The organism is Shewanella submarina (assembly GCF_042646185.1).
Taxonomy (GTDB): domain Bacteria; phylum Pseudomonadota; class Gammaproteobacteria; order Enterobacterales; family Shewanellaceae; genus Shewanella; species Shewanella corallii.
Genome location: NZ_JBHRTD010000001.1, coordinates 293,170 through 315,945 on the forward strand (window position 1 = coordinate 293,170; position 22,776 = coordinate 315,945).

23 protein-coding genes and 1 riboswitch are annotated in these 22,776 nt (G+C 50.3%); of the genes, 6 read left to right on the top strand and 17 right to left on the bottom strand.

Features of this window, described 5'->3' with window-relative positions; genetic code table 11:
• Positions 1 to 8: 8 nt before the first annotated feature.
• The 3 genes from ACFOE0_RS01305 to ACFOE0_RS01315 all read right to left on the bottom strand — a co-directional run bounded on the left by ACFOE0_RS01305 (position 9) and on the right by ACFOE0_RS01315 (position 3,129).
• Positions 9 to 251, bottom strand: a complete 243-nt coding sequence (locus tag ACFOE0_RS01305) for a hypothetical protein (RefSeq protein ID WP_248936611.1) — start codon at positions 249 to 251, stop codon at positions 9 to 11.
• 18 nt (positions 252 to 269) lie between these two features.
• On the bottom strand, positions 270 to 1,118 hold the full coding sequence (locus tag ACFOE0_RS01310; protein WP_283106479.1) for a diiron oxygenase: 849 nt from the start codon (positions 1,116 to 1,118) through the stop codon (positions 270 to 272).
• Between the two features lie 364 nt (positions 1,119 to 1,482).
• Positions 1,483 to 3,129, bottom strand: a complete 1,647-nt coding sequence (locus ACFOE0_RS01315; RefSeq protein ID WP_248936613.1) for an AMP-binding protein — start codon at positions 3,127 to 3,129, stop codon at positions 1,483 to 1,485.
• Positions 3,130 to 3,185: 56 nt separating this feature from the next.
• Here ACFOE0_RS01315 and ACFOE0_RS01320 point away from each other — a divergent pair, with 56 nt between their 5' ends.
• On the top strand, positions 3,186 to 3,461 hold the full coding sequence (locus ACFOE0_RS01320) for a hypothetical protein (protein ID WP_248936614.1): 276 nt from the start codon (positions 3,186 to 3,188) through the stop codon (positions 3,459 to 3,461).
• Between the two features lie 18 nt (positions 3,462 to 3,479).
• On the opposite strand, the gene ACFOE0_RS01325 is transcribed toward ACFOE0_RS01320, so the two are convergent.
• From ACFOE0_RS01325 to ACFOE0_RS01350, 6 genes are all read right to left on the bottom strand, one after another.
• A complete protein-coding gene (locus tag ACFOE0_RS01325) occupies positions 3,480 to 3,692 on the bottom strand; it encodes a hypothetical protein (protein WP_248936615.1) in 213 nt (70 codons plus the stop codon).
• A gap of 7 nt (positions 3,693 to 3,699) precedes the next feature.
• The gene (locus ACFOE0_RS01330; RefSeq protein ID WP_248936616.1) at positions 3,700 to 4,545 is read right to left on the bottom strand and encodes an SPFH domain-containing protein; all 846 of its coding nucleotides are present in this window, start codon (positions 4,543 to 4,545) and stop codon (positions 3,700 to 3,702) included.
• 159 nt (positions 4,546 to 4,704) lie between these two features.
• A complete protein-coding gene (locus ACFOE0_RS01335; RefSeq protein ID WP_248936617.1) occupies positions 4,705 to 6,819 on the bottom strand; it encodes a PKD domain-containing protein in 2,115 nt (704 codons plus the stop codon).
• A gap of 159 nt (positions 6,820 to 6,978) precedes the next feature.
• Positions 6,979 to 7,395: a DUF6491 family protein gene (locus ACFOE0_RS01340; protein ID WP_248936618.1), complete on the bottom strand. Its 417-nt coding sequence runs from the start codon at positions 7,393 to 7,395 to the stop codon at positions 6,979 to 6,981.
• A gap of 89 nt (positions 7,396 to 7,484) precedes the next feature.
• A complete protein-coding gene (locus tag ACFOE0_RS01345) occupies positions 7,485 to 7,679 on the bottom strand; it encodes a hypothetical protein (RefSeq protein ID WP_248936619.1) in 195 nt (64 codons plus the stop codon).
• 335 nt (positions 7,680 to 8,014) lie between these two features.
• On the bottom strand, positions 8,015 to 8,266 hold the full coding sequence (locus tag ACFOE0_RS01350) for a hypothetical protein (protein WP_248936620.1): 252 nt from the start codon (positions 8,264 to 8,266) through the stop codon (positions 8,015 to 8,017).
• Positions 8,267 to 8,463: 197 nt separating this feature from the next.
• Here ACFOE0_RS01350 and ACFOE0_RS01355 point away from each other — a divergent pair, with 197 nt between their 5' ends.
• Both ACFOE0_RS01355 and ACFOE0_RS01360 read left to right on the top strand, forming a co-directional pair.
• Positions 8,464 to 8,925 (top strand): hypothetical protein, encoded by a 462-nt coding sequence (locus tag ACFOE0_RS01355; RefSeq protein ID WP_248936621.1) that lies wholly within the window; start codon positions 8,464 to 8,466, stop codon positions 8,923 to 8,925.
• 166 nt (positions 8,926 to 9,091) lie between these two features.
• Entirely contained in the window at positions 9,092 to 11,077 is a 1,986-nt protein-coding gene (locus ACFOE0_RS01360) for a S8 family serine peptidase (protein ID WP_248936622.1), read from the top strand.
• Here ACFOE0_RS01360 and ACFOE0_RS01365 read toward each other — a convergent pair.
• Positions 11,074 to 11,496, bottom strand: a complete 423-nt coding sequence (locus tag ACFOE0_RS01365) for a DUF3592 domain-containing protein (protein WP_248936623.1) — start codon at positions 11,494 to 11,496, stop codon at positions 11,074 to 11,076. The genes ACFOE0_RS01360 and ACFOE0_RS01365 overlap by 4 nt on opposite strands.
• Positions 11,497 to 11,775: 279 nt before the next feature.
• Between ACFOE0_RS01365 and ACFOE0_RS01370 the strand changes: the two genes are divergently transcribed.
• A complete protein-coding gene (locus ACFOE0_RS01370; protein ID WP_248936624.1) occupies positions 11,776 to 13,077 on the top strand; it encodes a hemolysin family protein in 1,302 nt (433 codons plus the stop codon).
• Here the strand turns inward: ACFOE0_RS01370 and ACFOE0_RS01375 are convergent.
• Together ACFOE0_RS01375 and ACFOE0_RS01380 are read right to left on the bottom strand one after the other, a co-directional pair.
• Entirely contained in the window at positions 13,074 to 15,827 is a 2,754-nt protein-coding gene (locus tag ACFOE0_RS01375; protein ID WP_248936625.1) for a methyl-accepting chemotaxis protein, read from the bottom strand. The two genes, ACFOE0_RS01370 and ACFOE0_RS01375, sit on opposite strands and share 4 nt — an antisense overlap.
• Positions 15,828 to 15,996: 169 nt before the next feature.
• The gene (locus tag ACFOE0_RS01380; protein ID WP_248936626.1) at positions 15,997 to 17,367 is read right to left on the bottom strand and encodes an NCS2 family permease; all 1,371 of its coding nucleotides are present in this window, start codon (positions 17,365 to 17,367) and stop codon (positions 15,997 to 15,999) included.
• Positions 17,368 to 17,438: 71 nt separating this feature from the next.
• Positions 17,439 to 17,538: riboswitch (purine riboswitch) on the bottom strand.
• A gap of 271 nt (positions 17,539 to 17,809) precedes the next feature.
• On the opposite strand from ACFOE0_RS01380, the gene ACFOE0_RS01385 reads away from it, so the two are divergent.
• On the top strand, positions 17,810 to 18,385 hold the full coding sequence (locus ACFOE0_RS01385) for a hypothetical protein (protein ID WP_248936627.1): 576 nt from the start codon (positions 17,810 to 17,812) through the stop codon (positions 18,383 to 18,385).
• A 37-nt stretch (positions 18,386 to 18,422) separates the two neighbouring features.
• Here the strand turns inward: ACFOE0_RS01385 and ACFOE0_RS01390 are convergent, their stop codons facing one another.
• On the bottom strand, positions 18,423 to 19,274 hold the full coding sequence (locus ACFOE0_RS01390) for a patatin-like phospholipase family protein (protein ID WP_248936628.1): 852 nt from the start codon (positions 19,272 to 19,274) through the stop codon (positions 18,423 to 18,425).
• Positions 19,275 to 19,456: 182 nt separating this feature from the next.
• On the opposite strand from ACFOE0_RS01390, the gene ACFOE0_RS01395 reads away from it, so the two are divergent.
• Positions 19,457 to 20,350, top strand: a complete 894-nt coding sequence (locus ACFOE0_RS01395; protein WP_248936629.1) for a LysR family transcriptional regulator — start codon at positions 19,457 to 19,459, stop codon at positions 20,348 to 20,350.
• Positions 20,351 to 20,424: 74 nt separating this feature from the next.
• Here the strand turns inward: ACFOE0_RS01395 and ACFOE0_RS01400 are convergent, their stop codons facing one another.
• The 4 genes from ACFOE0_RS01400 to ACFOE0_RS01415 all read right to left on the bottom strand — a co-directional run bounded on the left by ACFOE0_RS01400 (position 20,425) and on the right by ACFOE0_RS01415 (position 22,770).
• A complete protein-coding gene (locus ACFOE0_RS01400) occupies positions 20,425 to 21,486 on the bottom strand; it encodes a DcaP family trimeric outer membrane transporter (RefSeq protein WP_248936630.1) in 1,062 nt (353 codons plus the stop codon).
• 143 nt (positions 21,487 to 21,629) lie between these two features.
• A complete protein-coding gene (locus tag ACFOE0_RS01405; RefSeq protein WP_248936631.1) occupies positions 21,630 to 22,121 on the bottom strand; it encodes a peptide-methionine (S)-S-oxide reductase in 492 nt (163 codons plus the stop codon).
• A 51-nt stretch (positions 22,122 to 22,172) separates the two neighbouring features.
• Positions 22,173 to 22,463: a DUF3624 domain-containing protein gene (locus tag ACFOE0_RS01410; protein WP_248936632.1), complete on the bottom strand. Its 291-nt coding sequence runs from the start codon at positions 22,461 to 22,463 to the stop codon at positions 22,173 to 22,175.
• A 43-nt stretch (positions 22,464 to 22,506) separates the two neighbouring features.
• Positions 22,507 to 22,770, bottom strand: a complete 264-nt coding sequence (locus ACFOE0_RS01415) for a DUF5062 family protein (protein ID WP_248936633.1) — start codon at positions 22,768 to 22,770, stop codon at positions 22,507 to 22,509.
• Between the last annotated feature and the right edge of the window lie 6 nt (positions 22,771 to 22,776).

Below are 22,776 nucleotides of genomic sequence, written 5' to 3' on the forward strand. Positions count from 1 at the left end.
AATTCTGCTCACAGATTAAAAAAATGAGTTTTGACTGCAGCCAGAGAAGCGACCTTGGGTTGCAGCGTGTCATCAATGATGATTTCCAGGCCGGTGCTTTCTTCCAGCATCATTAGAAACTCCACGAAAATAAGGGAGTTAACGACCTTGTTCTCAATCAGATCCAGCTCGAGTGGGATATTGTCCTGCCACTTCACTTTTAATCTGAGCCACTCGCACAGCTCAGAAAATTTCTGCTCTTCTGTGTTCATTAGTCAGCCTTTAAATAATCAGGAAAGGGGGATGCTAAGACGTTCCATCAGGCGCTTGAAATTGCCCAGCAATTTGGTCTCATGGAAGTCGATTCGTGCAGGATCGCTCAGCAGGACATCACGGATCTGCATCCCTTTTTGAATACCAGCGTCGCGATAGGCTGCTGGGTTATAGAGCGCACCGATATTAATGGCGATCGACTTGTCCAGCTGCGCCGCCAGTAACCGGTCGCTGCCTTCCTCTGCCAGTGCGTCTGCTGCCAGGTGCTCCAGTACCTGTCTGCCGTAGGCTATATGGCGGGACTCATCACGGTAGTGTTCCTGATTGATCTCCCGGATAAAGGGATGGACTCTGTCATCTCTGGCGTTCTGAACGTTAAAGTAATGGCCAACTTCTTCGAAGATGAGGATCCGGGCAAACACCAGAAAATGGTCCTGAGCAGGAGTGAGGCTGGCTTTTTCCAGTTGGAATTTTTTGTTGGGGTAGACCTTTCCCGCGTAGTCCAGACAAAACTTGCGGAAGTACCACATGTGCTGGTTTTCTTCGTCGATAAGATGAAACAGATACTCTCTGGCCTCATCCAGCTTCACCTTATCCAGAATACGGCTTACCTCCTGAATGAGTTCCAGCTCGCCAGTGTAATTCAGGCTGAATGAATTAATACACTCCCAACGGGAGAGTTCCATCAACTCTTGTTGGCTGTAATTCTGAATTTGATCAGTCAGTGCAGGTGTGAGCAGTTCAGGCGATTGCCACCAGGTATCATGGGGGATAGAGTCGGGCCAATCAAAATGCGCAAAAGCCACATTATGTTTTTTAACTGATAATTTGGATAAATTATCCGCGCGCAACAGCAAGGTATTCATAACAAGTCCCTGTGAAAGACAAATCCGAATTAATTTACGCCCGGAATATGCCAATAGGCATTGAAATAAAATATTGCTGTTTGTTTTTTATTTGAACTTACCTGAGCTGGTTGGTGTTTTCAATCAAACGTTTAAATTTATTTTCAATCTGCACTTAATTGTTTGATTATTATTGGTTTGCATCTTCTTTGGGGGCGGCGTGGTTGGTTTTGGAATACTGGTTTATATTTTTATGGGTATTTAAAAATAAGTAGCTCTTTACTGTTAATCTATTTTTTAGTCTTAGTAGATAGTGATAATTAAATAATACAAGTCTGAAAAGCAAAAGGCCGGATAACCGGCCTTTTATTCAGTAGATATCATATCAGCTAATATCTTCTTCCCAGACAATGGACTGTTTTAATCCTGTAGTCAGAAAGTGCCCATATTTCTTTTCAAGTTGATCACGCTTTAACTTGAGCGTTGGCGTCAGCATTTCATTTTCTATGGTCCAGGGCTCGCGAGTCACGATAAGGTGATCCAGTTTTTGGTGGGATTCCAGCTCGGTGTTAACGGATGCCAGGGTTGCTGATAGTTGATTTTGCAGCTCCTGCCTGTTAGTGGATGCGCCTTCACCCAGCACAATCAGGGCGATAGGTTGCTTGCGACCCGAGCCCATTACACAAACCTGCTCTATGTCTGCGTCGCGTCCTAAACTGGACTCGATGGGAACGGGAGCGACATACTTCCCCTTGCTGGTTTTAAATTGCTCTTTGACTCTGCCAACAATTTTCCAGGCGCCATCGGCTGTGATTTCCCCTTTATCCCCGGTTTTAAACCAGCCGTCTTCAAATGCTTCGGCTGTGGCTTCCGGGTTGTTGTAGTAAGAGGTAAACACTGCGTCCCCCTTAATCAGTACTTCACCCGCTTCAGACAAGCGCATCTCCACGCAGCTTTGTGGCGTGCCGATAGTTCCCACATGGGCGAGTTCAAAGGGAATGTTGCAGCAGGAGAGGCCAGATGTTTCTGTCATGCCCCAACCTTCCCCTATGCTGATCCCCAAGCCATTGAACCAGTGCAGCACGTCAGGAGAGATGGGTGCGCTACCTGAGCCAAACAGGTCGGCTTCCTGAAGACCCAGTGCGGTTCGGATTTTTTTGGCGACCAACTTGCCGATCAGCGGCAGCTTGAGCAGGAGCTGCAGCTTTTTGTTGGGAACCCGGGACAGAATTTGCGACTGAAACTTGGTCCATAATCTGGGAACCGAGATAAAGCTGGTGGGCCTGGCGTATTGAACGTCTTCGATAAAGGTATCCAGCGACTCGGTAAAGTAAATCCCGCTGGGGCTGTAGACAGATGGCAGCTCTACTACACAACGCTCGGTGATGTGTGCCAGTGGCAGGTAGGACATGAATCTGCCCTCCTTACGGGTGACCAGTAAATTAGCGGCAGCTTTGGCGGAGGAAGCTACATTTTTCTGGGTCAGAAGTACGCCTTTCGCCAGACCTGTGCTGCCGGAGGTGTAGATAATGGAAAACAGGTCATCTGGTCCTGGGGTAGGGAGATCTTCAATGGGAGGATATTGCTCCAGCCACTCTAACCAGTTGGCTTTGCAAGGCAGAGTAGGGTAAGGGAAGGCGATGCTGAGAAGCTCCTGTGGCAATGCCTCTTCCAGAGCCTGAATATTATCCATTTTGCCCACAAAAATTGCCTTGGCACCACTGTGCTCAAGCACATAGCGGATATTATCGGCTCCGGCTGTAGGGTAAATCGGAACACTGATAAGGCCTGCCATCATGATGGCAAAATCACAGATAAACCACTCGGCGGAGTTTTTGCCTATGATGGCGACCTTGTCACCGGGTTGCAGTCCATTGGCATGCAAAGCGCTGGCTATTATGCGGGCCTGAGTATCGGCCTGTTTCCATGTGTAACTGGTCCATTGGCGGTTAACGGGTTGATTCAACCAAACTTTGTCAGGGTGGGACGCGACATTTTGCTGCATCTGTTCCAGAGGGAGACGATATTCCATATTTTTCTTCATCTGTTCGCTTGTTGGAATTCCGGATAAAGCATCAGGGCTTTGCAATGCCTGAAGGTTTACCTGTGAATGTCCGGTTTGGATTGAAGCTGGAACAGGGAGGTCAGCTGTCAGCCATTCCGGACATGGGTAAAGCGGCTATGAATCAAGCTCATAGCCGATACCCCTGCCGGGAACGTCAAACAGTTCAAACCGTGATGGACCCAGGCTTTCAGGAAGTGAGAAACCCGGGAAAATCATCTGTTGATAACTGTTATCGCAGCAGATTAATGCTTAAACCTAACGGCTCATGGGGAAATCTGCAATTTATCTCTGGTGCCTGAGTGCTGGCACGAGCGAGATTATTTTCCATCTTGCTCGTTATCCGCATCGGCCTCTGTGACTTCAGTGACCACTTTTTGCACCAGCTTTACCCGGCCACTTTTGACCAAAGCATCCCTCAGGACATATTCAATCTGGGCATTGACACTGCGCAGTTCGTCATCAGCCCAACGTTGCATGGCTGCCAGGACATCTGCGTTGATGCGCAGTGGATAGGCCTTTTTGCTACTCATAGGTACCTCAGTACAGGCTGCCGGCATTTACCACGGGCTGGGTGCTCTTATCGCCACACAGTACCACCAGTAGATTGCTGACCATCACGGCTTTACGCTCTTCATCCAGCTCTACCACGCCTTTATCGTGCAAACGTTCCAGTGCCATTTCTACCATGCCTACAGCCCCCTCAACTATCTTGGCGCGGGCTGCGATAATTGCCGTCGCCTGTTGACGTTGCAGCATGGCACTGGCGATCTCCTGCGCGTAGGCAAGGTGACTGATCCTGGCTTCATGGACGGTGACACCGGCGCGGCCAAGGCGATCCTGGATCTCCTCTTTCAACTTTTCAGAAATTTGCTGGGGGTGACTGCGCAGGGCGATACCATCTTCATCCTGGGGATCATAGGCATAGCTGCTGGCCATGTTTCTCAGTGCGGCTTCACTCTGAATGTTGACATAGCTTTCGTAACTGTCGACTTCAAACACAGCTTCGGCACTGTCTGTAACTGACCAGACTACAATACTGGCTATCTCGATAGGATTACCCAGATTGTCGTTAACCTTGATTTTGGCACTTTCAAAGTTGCGGATCCGCAGTGAGATGGTTTTGCGAATAAACAGAGGGATGGTCCAGCGTAGGCCGGTTTCACGCACTGAGCCGACATAGCTGCCAAACAGTGTCATCACCTTGGCCTGATTGGGTTGCACCATAAAGAAACCGGGCCAACATAAACCTGTAAGCACAGTACCCACAATGCCTGCCAGTTCACTGCCACTGTCGATCACCAGCAAAAAGCTGATGTGCAGGGCGATCAGTATGACAAAGATCAGATAACCGTTAAGGGAAAATCCACGTCGCTCTTGAATCATAACCAACTCCTGTTGATATCACTTTGATATCAAATTAGTGTCATGCGGTTAAAAGATCAACAGTTGGACATAAAATGTCACACTTTGATTGGGAGTTTGATAAGAAGAGAAGGTAATGGAAAATGCCGGTACCCCAAAAAGGCACCGGCTGAGCGGGAGTTAGTTACACAGGCTTTGGCTGCTTCCTTCATCCAGTGGCAGTGATGCTCCTGATATGGATGCAACACAGAACTGCACACTGACTTTGCCTTTCAGGGAAGAAGAGGTTGTCAGCACGGCGACACCATTGGCATCGGTTGTAGCTATTTGGCTCTCATTCCAGCTGCCGCTGAAGTTACCTGCAACAGTGACACCAACAATGGGTTGCTGCAGATTGTTAAGCACTGTGACCTGGCTTTGACCGAACTTCTGGCCACCACCGGCTCCAATCGCTTCAGTGACTACGTTGCTGACGTATATGCTGTCGGCTACCGCATCCGGGTCTGTCACTGTGACATTCTGGGTGATTTGTGCAGACGCGCCCTGATCGTCAGTCACTGTGAGGGTAACCTGATAGCTCCCCGCGGCGCTGTAATTGTGGCTGGCATTGATACCTGAGCCTGTTGCACCATCACCAAACTCCCATTGGAAACCGGTAACCGAGCCATCACTGTCGCTGCTTGAGCTGGCGTCAAAGCTACAGCCAAGTCCGTTACAGTCACTGGTAAAGTTTGCCACCGGTGCCTGATTTTCTCCGCTTTGCCCCAACTGCTTTATGTTATCAATTACATAGGTATCGGCAGTGAAGGCATTGGGATCAATCAGCAGGATAAAGCTGTTGACCTGATCATGACCTACCAGGCTGTCGATTCTGTCGGTTAAACGAAAGCGCAGTGTTTGCCAGCCATTGGCGTGTTCAACTTGTGCTTCATATTTGCTGTGGCGTCCATTGGGGTAGTTATCCGGCGTGGCGACACTGCTGTCTTCCAATTGGATCAGCAGGGTTTTTCCAACCAAGCTGGAATCAGTATTGTTGACGTCGATGGTGAAGGCTGAATCACCTGTTATCAGTTGCTCTACACCACTGATTGCATTGGTATCCGCTGCGATCACATCATACTGACTGGCACCATCACGGGTATAAACCAGAGTTCCATTCTGGATGCTGAAATCCCCATTGCTGGAGGTGTAGTTAAGCACTCTTTGCTGATCAAAGTCATCCAGCATAGTCTTGGTTGGCAATTGTGGTTCAACGAAGACACCTGTGGTCAGTTGACGGGTGCCACAACTGTTGGTGACGGAAACAGATACGTCACCGGACTGAGCATTACTGAAATCAATATCTACCCGGGAACCTGAGCCACTGATCACGGCACCCTGAGGTACCTGCCACTGATATTGCCCTCCGGTCCCTGTCTCACCGGCAACTTCAAAGCTGACAACTTCATTCGCGCTCACAATATTACTGCCGATCAGATAGGGTTGGCCTGAATCAAACACCCTGACATGGTCGACTTCCATGGATACCGGGAAGATACTGTCATCCGGAGTTCCTCCCCAGGTGCCACCTACGGCGAGGTTAAGGATAAGGTGGAAGTTATTTTCGTCGAAACGCCACCAGGCCGCGTTGCCTATGTCATCAGGGGTTTTCACCGAATACAGTAAATCGTCCAGATACCAGCGCATTTCACCTGGCTCCCACTCTACGGCAAAGGTATGGAAATCGTCTGACCATGGCCCTGGCTGGCTGAGAATATGTCCGCCGGAAAAGGCATTATTGGGCCAGGGCTCACCATAGTGGATTGTGCCGTGGGCAAACATGGAGGCCTGACCTGTTGATTCTACTATGTCTATCTCACCACTCATGGGCCAGCCTTCGGCTGGATCAGTCGGCAGCATCCAGAATGCAGGCCAGAGCCCCTGTCCTGCGGGCAGTTTGATTTTCGCTTCAAACCTTCCGTGCAGCCATTCGCCGCTGCCAGGCATGTTGGCGGTTCTCAATCGCGCCGACGAATATTTGCTGCCTCTGTTTCTTTGCTGTTTGGCGGTGATTGAGAGAACCCCATTACTGACAGTGGCATTTTCTGCCAGATACCACTGCTCTTCGTTGTTGCCCCAGCCACAGATACCTTCGGCGCAGCCATCACCGAGCATCGCCTCCCAACTATTGGTATCAAGGCTATTGCCGTTAAAATCGTCACTCCAGACCAGTTGTTGACACTGCTCTGCCTGAAGTTGAGTTGAAACTGCTGCCAGTACTGCCAAACCCGCCAACTTATACCTGGTATTGATCATAGACCCACCCCTTAGTGTAAGCGCTTACATTTTTTGGTTATAAAAATTCACAGCTGCGGATTAACCTACGCATCTATGTAAGCGCTTACAAGTGTTTTGTGATGGAGACAAAATCTATAGATGAAAAGAGGGGGGAGCCATCCCTGGGCTCCCTGTCGTTTACTCTTTGTTTTCAAGGCTTTTAAGCGCCTTGCCCTGGTCTTTGGTTAACGGGTAGATCTTGCTGATTTGGCAGGGGATACCTGGACTATTGCCGGGAGTAATAGAGTCAAACCTGGCCGACAGTGAAGTCGATGTCGATTGATCCGTTAAAATGGCGTTGGCAAAGTCGAGGCCTGGACAGCGGGCATTAAGCTCAATCAAATAGGGCTTGAACGGACTGGTACTAATGATCAGGAACCTGTCTCCCAGCGAAGACCAGCTGTCCAGCGTAAAAGTGGTGATACTGGGAATAGACTGAAGTTGCCACTCCTTCACTTTGGCTTCTACCTGATTTTTCCATTCATCATTGCTGAGACGATTGCTACAGGCCGTTGTCAACAAAGCCAAAATTGCCACAATTAGAAACTTTTTCATAAGCGCTCCTATGGGTTGGTGTTTGAAAAACACTCAGTCCAATCTGGAGCGCATTTGTCGAAGTGTCAACCAGCCTGGGCTGGGCAGTTTCAGTGGCTGCTTTTATCTGCCCTGGAGGCGTAGAGTACTGCCGCGGCTGCTATGACCATCAGCACAAAGGGCACCGGGGCTGCCAGCATTCCCAGGGAGTGAAACTCCAGCATAAAGGCCATGGCGATATGACCCACTAGTGTGATAACCAGGGCAATGGTTGTCAGGGTCAGTACGATTAACTCGGGTTTCATGCCAGCTCTCATTATCAAGCTCCTGTTAATGCTGTATTACTGAAATAAGATGTAATCAGTATGTAATTAAGAGCTGTTGATGTTTTGACCTGGCTCAATTTTTGAGCTGTGTATCTGTGGCAGGTGACAAAAGTTTGTTTCAGGCCAATTTTTAGCCTGTTTAATTTCAGGCACTTGGGTTTCATGGGAGAAATCCTCCCCGATACCCGTTTGCAGACTGAATATGAGCTTCTACACTTTGCTTATGGCCATCCTTTCGACCTGAACTGTTCGTCCTGGAGCAAATTCTATGGTGGGGGGATGGCCGGCAAACTTCCACCGGATATCGGCCAAAGTCAGTTATCCAGCTGAATCGGCACTGTCTGTACTTCTGACTCAGTATAATTCTCCCCTGTCATCCCCGCCTTACAGGGCGTCTGGCATCTGCTGCAGTTCAGTTTGTTTTTACAGGCCCACAGACAGGTATGCCACAGGAAGGTCTTAGTATCCCGGTCAAGGCAACGCAGATCGGCGGCGCATATCACGCCATCAGCGATCAGCTTTGCCAGCTTATCTTTATCTATTCCCACATAGGCTAAATGACTCATTACTGCTCCTCCTTACAGTTTACTTGATAATAGTTCTCAATTGCGTTTTGGTAAATCCTGTTGAAGGGCTTCTGTGATGACGAGCTGAATGAGCGGGTTGGAGTCTCCGGGCAAAGTTCCTGTAGGATGAGGTTTCAATTCAGCTTGATAGGCCCTTGGTGATAATGAGAACCGAGGACAACTGACAAGGAGAGAAGATGAAAAGTTACCTCGCAATTGTTCCACTATTGGCTGTACTCGCCGCTCCCACCAGTGCTCAGACTATGTCACGTGCTCAAACTATTTCACCTGCTCAGGAGTTTGGCGCCTGCATGACGGATTCATTGAGTGGCAAGGAGCGCAAAGAGCTGGCCAAATGGATTTACTTTGGTATGTCACACCACAGCACGATCAAGCAGTACTCCAATGCCACCGCTAAGGATACGGACAATTCGGATCGCTATGTTGGTCAATTGATTACACGGTTACTGACCAAGGATTGTCCTGAGGCTGCCAAACTCGCTTTTGAAACCGGCGGGGCTCAGGCCTTTGAAATGGCATTTGGGTTTGTTGGCGAAGTAGCCATGCAGGAGTTGATGACAGAGGCGAGTGTTGCCGAGGCGTTGGGGGCATTTGAAAAGTACCTGGATCAGGCTGAGTTCGGTCGGGTATTTAACTGATGATCAGGCTTATTGATTGAAGTTGAACTCTTTGAGCGCAAAGTAATCTGCTGTCGTTTGATGCTAATTTAGGTGTTTGCTCTGTACAAATAGTGAACTGATGTTAGCTTGGTGATTGGTCATTGTGTGGCGCGATGGCCAGATCAAGCTGATCCAGGAGCTAATTATGCAGAACAAATACCTGATGTCAGCCATGCTGGCAATGTCAGCGCTGGGGCTATCTTCAGCTCACAGCGCTCCGAACTTAAAAGGAAAGGAATTCCAGCTAACCAAACCTAAAGCGTCGAAATCAAAAGAAAAGAACGCTTATATCGTCGTATTTAAAACACCGGCTATCCTCAATACCCGTTCAGTCGGTGCCGTATCAGACTACGCCAGACTTCAGGCCAGAGTGCTTGAAAACCGTTATGGGGTCAGTTCATCCAGTGATTTCGGCGATATTCTTAATGGTGTTGAAATCAGAGCTTCTCCCCGAAAGGTTCGTAAACTGCGCAGGGATCCCAATGTGCGGTATATCGAACCGGTCAGAATCACCCGGGCGGCACCGGTTTCTGTTGCCTCGGCGACCTCCTCTTGGGGACTGGACAGGATAGATCAGCGTGACCGGCCTTTAGATGGTAATTATCACTACAATTTTGATGGCAGCGGCGTGACCGCGTATGTCATCGATACGGGTGTCATGAATTCGCACAATGACTTCGGTGGCAGGGCGACCAGTGGCTATGACTTTTATGACAATGACAGTGATGCTACTGACTGTCACGGTCACGGAACTCATGTTGCAGGAACCATTGGAGGCAGTACCTGGGGAGTCGCCAAAAATATCAATATTGTTGGCCTGAAGGTGCTCAGCTGTGGCGGCTATGGTACGACTACTCAGGTTATTCAGGCATTGAACTGGATAAGGAACAATCGCACCGGGCCTTCAGTGGCCAATATCAGTCTGCAGTTCAGGTCTTCACAGTCTTTGAATGATGCGGTTAATGCTGCGGTAGATGCGGGTATCAATGTGGTCGTGGCTGCCGGTAACTGGTCAACCAATGCATGCAATGTGTCGCCCGCAGGGGCAACCAAGGCGATTACCGTGGCGGCCAGTGATCGAAATGATACCCGTGCCAGTTGGTCCAACTATGGCAGTTGTATCGATATTTTTGCTCCGGGAGTGGATATCACCTCAGCCATGATAGGTTCCAATGACAGAACGGCAACCTGGAGTGGAACCTCAATGGCTTCCCCTCATGTGGCAGGGGCCGTGGCGCTGACTCTCAATGCTCACCCTGAACTGAATCCCGTTGAGCTGAGAGATGGGCTTATTGAACGGGCTTCGGAGAATAAGATTTCAAATCCCAATGGCTCCCTGAATCGCCTTCTCTACTCTCTGGAGGAGATCGTTTGCGCCGCCTGCCCACCTCCTCCCTGCACCAGTGATTGTCCACCTGGCGGCACCTATTCCAATGAAACGACGATGACATTGGAGACGAATTCAAGAATCTTTAGTTCTGTTCAGGTTCCCGGTGCGGAGGCTGTAAAGAAAATGGAAGTCAGGGTTGAACTGGAACATCAGGCCATTGATGACCTTGAACTGACACTGTTCAGCCCTGGCGGTAACCGCTATGTACTGCAGGATAGAGTGGGTAATGGTGGCGTTGCGTCAATGAGCAAAACCTATGTGGTGACTATCTCGGAAGGCTCAGATGTTGCCAATCAGGGGCAGTGGCGTCTGGAAGTTGCCAACCACAATGTGCAAACTCAGGGGCAGCTGAAGCGATGGCAGCTGACTTTGTTTGATGAATTCAGGATCCTGTACGGCAACCGCAGTGAATATCCGATTTCTGACGTGAACCCGGTTTGGGACAATTGGCTGGTCAGTCATGCTTCGGTGTGGGATATAGATCGCGGTGCCTATTCTGCGTTGGTGGAGGTGGCCGTTGACCACCCCAACCCAGATAATCTGGAGCTGGATTTAATTGGGCCTTCTGGCAGAGTATATCGGCTCAAACACAGTGGCCAGGCGTTTTATGGCGATGGGCCTACCCGTACCTTTCCAGTTGGCACAAGAGAGACCAGCCGGGCCGGGATCTGGCAGTTGAAAGTCAGAGATCCCGTCAACAATGAAGCCGGCACGCTCAAATCCTGGTTGTTGGAGTTTTAACGCGAGCTCTGCCTGCCTACGGCGATGCGGGCTCCTCCACCTATCAGCAGCCATAGGGCTCCAAAGCCGAGAAAGAAGTAACTTAACCCCCAAAGATGCAGAGTTGAACGTATCTTAGCGGTTGAGGGGGCGTCTTCTGCTGATGGGTCATAAAGCACCAGAACAGTTTCGCCCTCTTCATGGGATGGCGGCTTGGAGCTGGTATTGGATTTGAATATGTGTTGCTGGCCCGCCTCGTCCCGATACTCCACTACGGGGGCCATACTGCCTTCACCTGTGTCGACCAATTCGATAACGACTCCCTGCACCGGAACGGCTCTGTCGATAAATTCCTGGGTTTTTGTAAACAGATAAATGCCCAGCGCCATCAGTAAAATGCCTATCACAATAAATATATTCAGCATTCCGGTTACTTTCATTATCGATCCCTCTGGTGAAAAACAGCTGTTATGACACATCTTCTACGGTACGGACAATTACCCGTAAGTCTGGATTACCAACCTGATTTTCCAGCAAAACATCTTTTATGACAGTGGCTAAAAGGCAAGAGGTGGCCGGCTGCGCACTGCAAGAATCGCGGCCTGCGCTTTCAGGCGGCTAAAATTGTTATCAGGTGCACATTAAACAAACAATCACTTTAGCTTTGCGTCTGCTTAAGCCAAAGTGACTGGCGAAAGTTATCCCACTTGGAAGTCCCTATGGATCTACTTATTCTGCTGCTGTTAATCCTGCTCAATGGCGCCTTTGCCATGTCTGAAATAGCCCTGGTTTCAGCGAGAAAGGGCCGGCTTCAAAAGCTGGCGGATAAAGGTGATGCAGGAGCAGCCGCTGCTATGGCGCTGGGGCAGGAGCCAACCCGGTTTCTGTCAACGGTACAAATAGGTATTACAGCCATAGGACTGCTCAATGGTATCTATGGTGAAGCGGCATTGGCGGCTCCCCTCGCAGACCAAATGGTGCAGTGGGGCATGGCAGAAAAAACGGCATCCATGGCATCCACTGCCGTAGTGGTGTTGGGTATTACTTATCTGTCTATTGTCGTCGGTGAACTGGTTCCCAAGCGTCTGGCGCAGCTCAACCCTGAGTTCTTTGCCCGTTTGATGGCAAGGCCCCTGACCTTGTTGTCGACCCTGTCGAAACCCTTTGTCTCTCTGTTGGCCTGGTCTACAGATTTAGCCCTCAGAATATTGGGGAAAGGTGACGCCGCGCAGGAGGGGGTCACCGAAGAAGATATCTTTGCTCTGGTGAATGAAGGCTCCCAGGCCGGTGCAATTGATGCCGGAGAGCGAGATATGGTTCGCAATGTATTTCACCTGGATGACCGCAGGGTATCGTCTTTGATGACCCCGAGAAGCGAGATGCTGGCATTCGATATGAGTAAAGGGCTTGATGATAACTTCAGTAAACTGCTCTCCTGTGAACATGAACGTTTCCCTGTGATTGAAGGGGATATAGATAACCCCATTGGGGTGCTATCTGCCAAGCAGTTGCTGAGTTTTAAGTTGAACGGTGGTAATGACACCCGTGAACTTGGGGCTTTTGTCCGCAAGTCTGTCTTTATCCCTGAAAGCTGGACGGGTACTCAGCTGCTTGAGTTCTTCCGACACAGTGGTGAGCACTTGGTGTTTGTTGTGGATGAATATGGCGATCTGCAGGGGATAGTGACCCATAAGGATTTGCTAGAAGCCCTGGCCGGGGAGTTTAAAGATAAGTCATCGACCAGTGCATGGTCTGAGCGAAATGCTGATGGCAGTTGGACCATGAGCAGCATGATCCCGGTTTTGGTATTGAAGGACTTATTGGAGTTGGAGTCTTTACCCGATGAGCAGGAGCATGGATACCACACCCTGAGCGGCATGTTGATGTGGTGTTTCGGAGGCATGCCTGAGGTGGGGGATACCTATACCTGGCAAAACTGGCAGTTCACTATCCTGTCGCTGGAGGGAAATCGGCCTGATAAGATTGAGGTCAGGCCGACTCCTGTCAACATACCTGATTAACTTCCGGCTCTGCGCAGCGTCACGGTATTGCCCGTACCCGGAAGTTGATTTTGAGAAGCGGTTCTGAAGAAGGCTACTCGCTCAAGCAGGCTCTCAGCTTGTTCCTTCAGCGACTGACTGGCGACTGAGGCTTGCTCCACCATGGAGACATTCTGCTGCACCATACTGTCCATATTTGAAACCGCGGTGTTGATCTCATTGATCCCCTTCGCCTGTTCCTGGCTGCCTTCGTCTATGTTGTTGACCATGACAGTAATGTTTTCAACTGCAGCAACCAGCTGAGCGAAAGTTTCTCCGGAACGGGCGACCAATACGCTGCCGTTGTCGACTGCGTCGACGCTCTTGTTGATCAGTTCCTTGATCTCCTTGGCTGAGTTGGCGCTGCGCTGGGCAAGGTTACGGACCTCAGAGGCTACCACGGCAAATCCCCGTCCCAGCTCGCCCGCCCGGGCAGCTTCGACTGAAGCGTTCAAGGCCAGCAAATTGGTCTGGAACGCAATCTCATCAATCACAGCAATGATGTCAGCAATGCTCTTGCTGGAGGACTGAATATTGTCCATGGCCTGGATGGTATTACCCACAACCAATTGGCCCTCTTTGGCGCGTTTGGCTATTTCGTCAGACTCCCGGGTTGCTTCAGATGCCTGTCCGGCATTGCCTGACACCAGCTTGGTCAGACTTTCCATTGCCGCAGCAGTTTGTTGCAGACCAGCGGCCTGGGCTTCGGTTCTTTGACTCAGATCCGTGTTGGCCTGAGTGATCTCTCCGGACGCCTGCATAACATTCTCGGACGCTTCGCGGATTTGAGTCACCATGGTGGAAAGCTCATCCAGCAGGGTGTTCATAGAGATGGCCAGTTTGCCAAACTCGCCTTCCAGGTCAGTGGGGAGTTTGCAGGTAAGGTCGCCACGGGACATGGCCATGACAGAGTGCATAATGCTCTTCACCGCTTGCTTTTGAGCGGTAATATCAGAAGCATATTTTACGACTTTCAGCACTTTCCCCTGATTGTCCAGGATTGGATTATAAGAAGCCTGAATCCAGATTTCATTGCCCTGTTTATCCACCCGCATAAACTCGCCACTGGCGAACTTGCCCTTGCCCAAATCGGCCCAGAATTGCTTGTACTCATCGCTGTTCCGTTCGGTTTCGCTGACAAAGGTCCTGTGATGCTTACCTTTGATCTCATCGAGCCGGTAGCCCAGAGCGGCCAGGAAGTTATCGTTGGCGTCGAGTATGGTGCCATCCGGTGTAAATTCAATAACGGCCTGGGACCTGCCAATAGCCTTGATTTGACCTTCAAAGTCGGCATTTTTCAGCTTTTGGGCGGTAATGTCAGTGGCAAACTTGACCACTTTCACCACTCTGCCCTGGTTGTCCAGGATGGGATTGTAGGATGCCTGAATCCAGATATCCTGGCCCCGACTGTTAACTCTGCGAAATTCACCCTGTTGGAAGTTGCCGCTGGCCAGATCCTCCCAAAACTTCTGGTATTCGGGGGATGCGGCAGCTTCTGCGGGCATAAAGGTTCTGTGGTGTTTGCCTTTAATCTGCTCCATTGAGTAGCCCATGGCGCCAAGAAAATTGTCATTGGCGGTGAGGATCAGCCCCTCCGGGGTGAACTCAATCACCGCCTGAGAGCGATTGATGGCGTCGATTTTGCCCTGATAGTCGACGCTCTTCTGTTTTTGCTCTGTAATATCCGCAGCGAACTTGATCACTTTGACGACCTGTCCGTCGTCATTTTTGATGGGGTTATAGGAGGCCTGTATCCAGACATCTCTTCCCTGACTGTCTTTGCGGCGAAATTCACCGGAGAAATACTGGCCTCTGGCAAGGTTCGCCCAGAAGTTCTGGTAGTCGGGTTTGGCCGCATCTTCCGCTGGCATAAAGATTCTGTGGTGTTGCCCCTGAATCTCGGTCAGCTGATATCCCATAGTGCTGAGAAAATTGCTGTTGGCGGTAAGAATATTGCCCTTGGTATCAAACTCAATGACGGCCTGTGACTGGGAAATGGCGCCCAGTTGCCAACCCGCCTCCTGTTGGCTTTCCACCATCTGTGTTATATCGCTGACAAATTGGCGAACCCGGACAATATTGAGGTTATCGTCGACATCCGGGATCAGGCTGGATTGTACCCAGATGCAATTGCCATCAGGAGTTTGCCATTGCAGCAGATCCAGGTGAGCTTCACCTGGAACAAGGGATGCCCAGAGCTGTGACATAGCTTCCTGCTGGGGCTGGCTACTGAATGCGACAAAATTGCAGCGGTTTGATTGCGTGTCCCTGCCGGTAATCTGCTCAAATCCTCGGTTGGCTGAAATCAGGGTGCCATCCGGGGCATAGTGTGCCACACCAAAACAGGCGTTGACCGCGTCTTCAAGGCTGTCGTCCTGCTTTTCCTCTGCATAGCTTTTACGGGTGAGCACCCCCAGATAGTGGCCTTTTAATGGGTCGCTGCTGATATCCAGTTGGTATGAGGCATTGTTGCGGCTGACTTCAAAGGAGGCCGGCAATTTACGGGTCATTGCAATCCAGCTGGTGTCTTTTTGCGATTCAAGCTTGTCCAGCAGGGAAACGCCGCTCAGCTTGTCGGTACGGGTTTGCAGGTAGGACGCCATAAGGTCTGTGGTGGCGATAATGCGGCCCTGTGCATCAAGGCTACAAAGGGCAACAGATGACTGAATCTCAGTAGGTAATGATTTGATTTGTGATGTTAAATCCTGAGTTTTATTTCCAAACCACATCATGTTTGGCTCCTGTCCCTGATATAAATGAATTCACAAGCTTTCTGATGAGCGCAAGCACACGGCCATGTTCAATGCCGATGCCAACCTAAAGTGTAGTCAAGGCTGGAAAAAGAAAGGGCTGCAATTGCAGCCCTTTAAACAGAATTTTTGCCGATGGCGGCAGGTGGAGTTACAGCATTACTAGATAAGCAATAAAGATCAGGCTAAGGGCATAGATGATTGGGTGAACCTGACGTCCCTTGCCTGCCACAAGCATGGCGAAGGCATAGCTGATAAAGCCCATGGCCATGCCGTTGGCAGGGGAGAAGCTGAGAATAGTGAACATTATGGTGAAGAAGGCCGCGACACAGGACTCCTTTTGGTGCCATTGGATCTGGCCCAGGCGGCCCACCATGTAAATCCCCACTACTATCATGGCCGGTGCCACAATCGCGGTAGAGAACATGGAGAATACCGGGTAGCAGAACAGCGCCAGCAGGAATAAGGCTGCCGTGGCTACCGCTGCCAGTCCAGTTCTTGCCCCCTGAGCTGAAGCAATGCCTGACTCAGAGAAGCAGGTGATGGAGGTCGTACCCAGCACACTGCCAATCACTGTACCACCGGCGTCGGCAACCAGGGCTGCGCGGGCGTTGGGCACCTTACCGTCTTTGTCGATAATACCCGCGTCCTTGCCAACACCCACTATGGTGGACAGGCCATCAAAGAAGTCGACGATAAAGAAAATAATCACGATAAACAGCAGGTCAAACAGCTTGTCAGCGGTCAGAAACTCAAAGTTAAATACGGCTCCAAAGCTGGGGGCCATGCTTGGTGGTGCCGAGAACCACTGGTCCGGGATGGGCGCATAGTTGGTACCCAGTACTGCGTCACTGGCCAGAGTCAGCAAAATCGAGGTCATAAAGGCGATAAAGGTCGCCAGCTTAACATTGCGCACCATACAGCCCACTGCGACAAATAAGCTGATAAAGGCGATGGCCACCTGCGGGGTTTTGATATCCCCCATGCTCACCAGAATAATGGGATTGGAGACAATGATGCCGGCATTCTTCAACCCCAGGAACGCGATAAACAGGCCCAGAGATACGGTAATTGCCAGCTTGAGATCTTCGGGGATCGACTCGATCATCTGCTTGCGTATACGGGTCAGCGAAAAGATCAGGTAGATCACGCCGGAGAGAAAGATGCCAAACAGAGCTTCGTGCCACAGCAAAGCGACAGAACTGGACAGCAGCATACCTTTGAAAAAGCCATTCATACTCATGCCGGGAGCCAGCATCACAGGATAGTTACCCCAGATCCCCATAATCAGAGTCGCTATGGCTGCCGCGATGGCTGTGGCGGTAAATATCGCCCCCTTATCCATCCCGGGAATCCCACCCAATATGGCTGGGTTAACCGCCAGAATGTAGCTCATGGCCAGAAAAGTGATAAAGCCGGCGTAGAGCTCTGTGCCTACTTTGGCTTTGCGCTCGGTGAGTTTAAAGGTGGAGTCCAGAACCGGATTGGAGCCGGCGCGATTGAGGAGAGTTTCCAGTGCCACAGTAATGCCCATATCTGTCATTGATGGAGTAATTTATTGGCAGATAACACTGGAGTTCAGATCGAAAAACGATCTGAACAGGACTGTGCTGTAGTCACAAGATTAGGTCTTGTGGTAGAGACTTCTGGACCAGATTTCCAGGGTTATACAGCGCAATAAATTTTGTTGGCGCGGATTCTACCCTTGAGAAATTGTGAGGCAAGTCTCCCGAAAAAATGTGTGCTTTATGTCTGTTTTTTTACCCAAAACAATGATTTCACACTAGTGAACGCAGGCTGATTTTCCCCTGAATAGTGGCACATCTTATTGACTTGATTGTTTATTCCATTATTTATTTGTGGTTATTTGTTTCGCGTTCACCCTATACCTTGGTGTTATCTGTTGTTTCTGGGTGTTTTTCTGTGCAAAGATCTCTGTTGCTTAAATGTAAACAGGAGGCCGGATGACAATGTTTAAAAACACAATAAAAAGAATATCCCTGATGGCAGTGATTGGTGCGCTTGGATTTGCCGGTACCGCCAATGCCAACTCTTATATCTTGCCCAACACAGTTGTTGTGGATGCCAAGATTACCGGGACTGAATTGACTGAAGCCAATAATGGCCGGATTAAGGTGGTGGAGTACAACCGCGCTGACATCAATGTGAATTACTCATTTGACCCCAATTCTCATATGTTCACCGCTCCTCAGACAGGTTTGTACAGCATTGATGCCAGATACTCTCAACGTGCCTGTGGCTATAACTATCTACTAAGAATTGGCATCTCATTGCCCAATGCCGCCGCACCAGGTGGAAATAACGCTATTGGACCTGTGACATTCGCCGATATTGCCAATTATGGCTGCGCGATTCCTGGCATTGCTGCGGTTAACAGCATTATGGAGCTGGAGCAGGGGGATACTATCTTTATTCAGGCGCGTTACCAGCGTGCTCCCTATAGCATTGCGGCCTGGAACTACAACGATGAGTACCAGAACAGATTGCTTATCACCTATCTGGGTGGTCTGTTTCAATAACAAAAACAGGGCCATTTGGCCCTGTTTTTCTTTTATCTTACCCTTCTTCAATCCAGGCCTCTATTGCCCGGGAACCCGCTTGATGGCCAAGTTCATACGCTGCTTTAACATCTTCTGCAGTATTCCCCAGACGTTTTACTTTGAAGCCTTCCGGTGGGCAGATCTGAACTATGTTGACCCCGGCAGGCGGATTGGCTATCAGCTCCAGTGTTTTGTTGTAGCGGATATGCCGGGTTTGCATCAGGGGGATCAGTGCCGGGGCGTCTTTCAGCATTGGTTTCATCAGTCCCGGTATCGCTGGCGCACTCTTACGGTATGACGCTGGACGACTGCGCAGCACCATAATTTGAGTGGCGCCACGTCTGATAGCTTCGGCGACGGGAATGGCATCACTGACGCCGCCATCCACGTATCTGTACTGTCCCAGTTGGACGCCATTTCTGTAGGCGATAGGAACCGCGCTCGATGCTTTCATGGTTTCCGCCAGCTTGTCCGGTGACGGCGTGATATATTCACTCTCGCCAGTGTCCCTGCGGGTGACGCCGAGAAAGAAAGGACGTTTTTCCTGTGCCAGCACCTGTTTATCTATACCCAGATCTTTGAGGGTAATCTGCCACATCCAATCCAGATCCATCAGGTCTCCACCCAACAGAAATTTGCCCGGGGTTAGAAACTCTTTACGACAGCTGTAGTCGGCATACACCTTCAGGTTACGGCCCGGCATTTGTGCGAGGAAGGCGGCAAGATTACTGGCCCCGGCCGATACGCCCCAAAAGCTATCGAAGGGGTTGAAATCCTGATGCATGAAGTAATCCAGAATGCCACATGACCATATACCACGGGTGGCGCCTCCTTCGACAATCAATGCTGATTTCCCTACTGACTCCATTTAGTCCCTCTCCTTTGTCCCATTCTTGTTTGGCTGGATGGGTGTCTGTACAGGGATTGTATATCGGTGCTGATGAAAATGCTGCGCCCAATAACGTTAAACAGCACCGCACCTTGGTGCCTCACTCAAACTGGAGTTATCATCAGTGAGTATTTTAATAACTTTGAGTTATGGCTTGGCTGATGCTGAATATCCAATGGTTGACCACATTTAAAGTGCTGGTGGAGCAGAAGCACTTCACCCGTACGGCTGAACTCCTGTACATGACGCAACCCGGTGTCAGTCAGCATATTAAAAAGCTTGAGCAAGCCTGCGGCTACCCATTGTTAAACCGTATCAACAAAGGCTTTGAGCTGACAGAGCAGGGCCTGGCGGTATACCAATATGCTCTGTCTCTGGAGGAGCAGGAGGCCAGGTTACTGGACGCTCTGGGTGTGAATGACCCAGGCAAGGGCGATATTCGACTTGCCTGCTCAGGCTCACAGGCATTGGTGCTTTACCCCAGACTGCTGGAGCTACAGCAAGCCTGGCCCGGTTTGAATGTGATGGTGGAAGCTGCACCCAACCACAGAATATTCAGTAATATTATCGCCGGTGAGATGGATCTTGGCATAGTGACTCAGCAACCGGATCCCAATCAGTTCGACGTTATCCCCCTGGGGCGCGAGCCTCTGTGCATGGTGTTTCCCGCAGGTATCCCCCTGTCGTCTCCGTGGCAAAGTATGCAGAGATTAGGGCTGATTGAGCACCCGGATGTCAGGCACTATCTGGATATTTTTACCGGGCGTTGCGGTGAGCCTGAACTTCAACAGGCGGACCTCAGAGTGCTGCCAGTTTCCGGGTATATCAATCAGATCTCACAGATATTATTGCCGGTTTCACAGGGGCTGGGATTTACTTTGCTGCCTCTCGCTGCGGTAAAGGCGTTCAGTGACAGTGATAAATTGCAGCTGCTCGAGACCCCTAATGCGGTGGCGGAGTCACTTTATCTGGTGGTGAAACGACAGCGTCAGCTGCCCGCGAGATTTGATGCTGTGATAGAGCTGTTGCAAAACGAAAGAGTGATAGCAGACTGAACAAAGCTGCCACAAGGCGAAGAAAAAAACACGGCATCAGGCCGTGGTTTTTCAATTTTTATCGCTGTAACAACTCAGATAAAGAACTGCATGGAGAACTGCACATAGTTGGAGCTGCCCCTGATATCCTCAGGACGCCCAACAGTACTGCCATCATCTACGTCATAGCGTCCCACTTCCACACCCACCACCAACTCACGGGTCAGATTGCCGAACAGGTTGACCGCATACTGGCGACGATTGTTGTTCTCTATTTCCGTGGTGGTTTGACCGTAGAAAATGGATGAACGCAGGTTGTCGTTCCAGAAGTGACGATAAGCCACTGTGCCCCCCAGAGTGGTTTCAAGCTCGCCGTGGAAGATATCCAGTGCAGCACCGGTTCCGACATAACGACCCAGATTGCCGTAATGCAGTTGAATTCGAAGGTCATCCCTGCCGGGCATATTGAACTTACCCGCGATGGAGCCGCCCAGAGCAGCTTCATAGCTGTCTACCGGCTTCAGGCCTCTGACCAAAGCTGCCACTGACACATTGCCCCAGTCTCCACTGAAGTTGCGACGAACAATCAGGTCGGGGATGTAGTCATCCTCCTTCGGATAGCTTTCCAGCTGGTCGTCCTGATTGATGTATTTGCCATAGGTGGTTGGATTTTCCAGTGCGACCTGCCAGGCGTTGTTGTCGAATGAGTAACGCACCAATGCCTGACGAACCATGGCTTCACCGACCAAAGGACCGCCCAGGTTGGCTGATTCCGGGAAGGTGGAGGTGTTGACCATGGTGGACCAGGTCTGCCCCACCGTCAGGCCTTCATAGCTGATATAGGCGTGGCGCAGGCGGGGACTGTAGGAGTTGGACACTATGCTGTTGCCCTGTGCAGAGTTGGCAAAGTCGATCTCGATAAAGCCTTTAACCTCTCCTTTGGTCACTGTGGCGTTGAGCCGACTTTCCTGAGCGCTGAACTGGGTTTTCCTGGTCGTGTCGCCGGGAGGCATAATCCCATCGTAAATCTCTTTAAATGGCAGATCACCATCAGCGAATTTTACGTTGGTTTTGAGGAAGCCGCCGACACTGAAATCTGCAGCATAAGTCGGCGTCACCAACATGACCCCCAGGGGTAAAAGATATTTGACCTTCATAAACCATCCTTGTGTTATCGCCATTGTCTGGCTTTTTATCTGATGGAGAAGGCTAAGGGACTGAATATTAAAGTGTTGAGAGCTTGGTCACTGGGATGTGCCGGTGGAAACTTTATTCGTGAGTCCGGCTGTGAAATTTGTTTTTAATCGGTATCCATCTCAGTTGTTGTAGCGGTGCGACTAAGATCGCTGAATTCATTGAAAAAAACCTCCATTTGGGGTGCAACTATCCGACGGCAAAAAGGCAGCCCTGGGTATCGAAGAAACAGGTGTTGATAGCGCTCATCAGCTGCAATCAACTCACGGGTTGCTGCCACATGCAGATGCGATGCTTGTGGGTTTTGTTCGAGCAGACCTCTGGCCTCTGCGATTGTGTCGGGATTGTCGAAATAGATACCATGGGGGTAGCGACTTCTCAGGGCGTGAGCAGAGCCCTGACAGAACATGCATAAATGTACTCTCAGCAGTTCGGCAAGGGGAAGTTGCCGGGGATCCCAGTCGGCAGTAACCACTTCAAACTTGTCGGACTCATGCTGATACCAGCCGATGCGGGTATTGCTGATCCCTTTCATATGGTCCAGTACCGCTTGAAGGCACCAGTAGCAGGTTCCGGAAAGTGCGATTTTTGCGGGCATATGAGACTCCTTGGTGGGGAGTAAGCTGACCGGCCTGAGCCTGTAAAGATTTCAAAGGTTGTTTTGTAAGCTATGGGGCCGTGGTCGACGCCTGAGATTACGCAGTTGTCTGGCCTTGAGCAGACGCCCCGCTTTGACCATCAGGTGCACCATCAACAAGCCGCTGAAGGCACAGCAGAATAATCCCAGCGCAATGGCATTAACCTGGGTGGGGGAGTCAGCATAGAGATAGAGCCAAAGTGGCCAGCCGATGATTGACAGCAGAGTGAGTTGCAACATACAAGCCCTGCACCGTCCCAGCTTGCGTTTGAAGATATTGTCATTACAGGAGTTGCAGGGCATAAGATTATGTTTTTAGTAGTTATTAGTTTTGCCTGAGTCTAGCCTAATTTAACAGCGGATGCTCCGTTGGCAGCTTATGGCTGATCCACATCACCAGCCTGTGGCGCATATTGGGGCCATCTTCTTTATCTTCCGGCAGGGGGCCGATTAACTGGTCCTGCACCAACAGACGGTAGACACACTCCACCTTGTCTTTCTCAGAAAATCCCTTCTTGTTCGGGATGCTGAATCCCCGCTTGTGGGCATAGGCGAGGCCGATTTCCAGAGCCATCTTTAGCAGCTGAGCTTCATTCTTGTGTTTCTTCACTGGCGC

Coding starts and splice junctions, on each gene's coding strand:
- ACFOE0_RS01305 (WP_248936611.1), bottom strand. CDS start 251: ATGAACACAGAAGAGCAGAAATTTTCTGAGCTGTGCGAGTGGCTCAGA.
- ACFOE0_RS01310 (WP_283106479.1), bottom strand. CDS start 1,118: ATGAATACCTTGCTGTTGCGCGCGGATAATTTATCCAAATTATCAGTT.
- ACFOE0_RS01315 (WP_248936613.1), bottom strand. CDS start 3,129: ATGGAATATCGTCTCCCTCTGGAACAGATGCAGCAAAATGTCGCGTCC.
- ACFOE0_RS01320 (WP_248936614.1), top strand. CDS start 3,186: ATGCCTGAAGGTTTACCTGTGAATGTCCGGTTTGGATTGAAGCTGGAA.
- ACFOE0_RS01325 (WP_248936615.1), bottom strand. CDS start 3,692: ATGAGTAGCAAAAAGGCCTATCCACTGCGCATCAACGCAGATGTCCTG.
- ACFOE0_RS01330 (WP_248936616.1), bottom strand. CDS start 4,545: ATGATTCAAGAGCGACGTGGATTTTCCCTTAACGGTTATCTGATCTTT.
- ACFOE0_RS01335 (WP_248936617.1), bottom strand. CDS start 6,819: ATGATCAATACCAGGTATAAGTTGGCGGGTTTGGCAGTACTGGCAGCA.
- ACFOE0_RS01340 (WP_248936618.1), bottom strand. CDS start 7,395: ATGAAAAAGTTTCTAATTGTGGCAATTTTGGCTTTGTTGACAACGGCC.
- ACFOE0_RS01345 (WP_248936619.1), bottom strand. CDS start 7,679: ATGAAACCCGAGTTAATCGTACTGACCCTGACAACCATTGCCCTGGTT.
- ACFOE0_RS01350 (WP_248936620.1), bottom strand. CDS start 8,266: ATGAGTCATTTAGCCTATGTGGGAATAGATAAAGATAAGCTGGCAAAG.
- ACFOE0_RS01355 (WP_248936621.1), top strand. CDS start 8,464: ATGAAAAGTTACCTCGCAATTGTTCCACTATTGGCTGTACTCGCCGCT.
- ACFOE0_RS01360 (WP_248936622.1), top strand. CDS start 9,092: ATGCAGAACAAATACCTGATGTCAGCCATGCTGGCAATGTCAGCGCTG.
- ACFOE0_RS01365 (WP_248936623.1), bottom strand. CDS start 11,496: ATGAAAGTAACCGGAATGCTGAATATATTTATTGTGATAGGCATTTTA.
- ACFOE0_RS01370 (WP_248936624.1), top strand. CDS start 11,776: ATGGATCTACTTATTCTGCTGCTGTTAATCCTGCTCAATGGCGCCTTT.
- ACFOE0_RS01375 (WP_248936625.1), bottom strand. CDS start 15,827: ATGATGTGGTTTGGAAATAAAACTCAGGATTTAACATCACAAATCAAA.
- ACFOE0_RS01385 (WP_248936627.1), top strand. CDS start 17,810: ATGACAATGTTTAAAAACACAATAAAAAGAATATCCCTGATGGCAGTG.
- ACFOE0_RS01390 (WP_248936628.1), bottom strand. CDS start 19,274: ATGGAGTCAGTAGGGAAATCAGCATTGATTGTCGAAGGAGGCGCCACC.
- ACFOE0_RS01395 (WP_248936629.1), top strand. CDS start 19,457: ATGCTGAATATCCAATGGTTGACCACATTTAAAGTGCTGGTGGAGCAG.
- ACFOE0_RS01400 (WP_248936630.1), bottom strand. CDS start 21,486: ATGAAGGTCAAATATCTTTTACCCCTGGGGGTCATGTTGGTGACGCCG.
- ACFOE0_RS01405 (WP_248936631.1), bottom strand. CDS start 22,121: ATGCCCGCAAAAATCGCACTTTCCGGAACCTGCTACTGGTGCCTTCAA.
- ACFOE0_RS01410 (WP_248936632.1), bottom strand. CDS start 22,463: ATGCCCTGCAACTCCTGTAATGACAATATCTTCAAACGCAAGCTGGGA.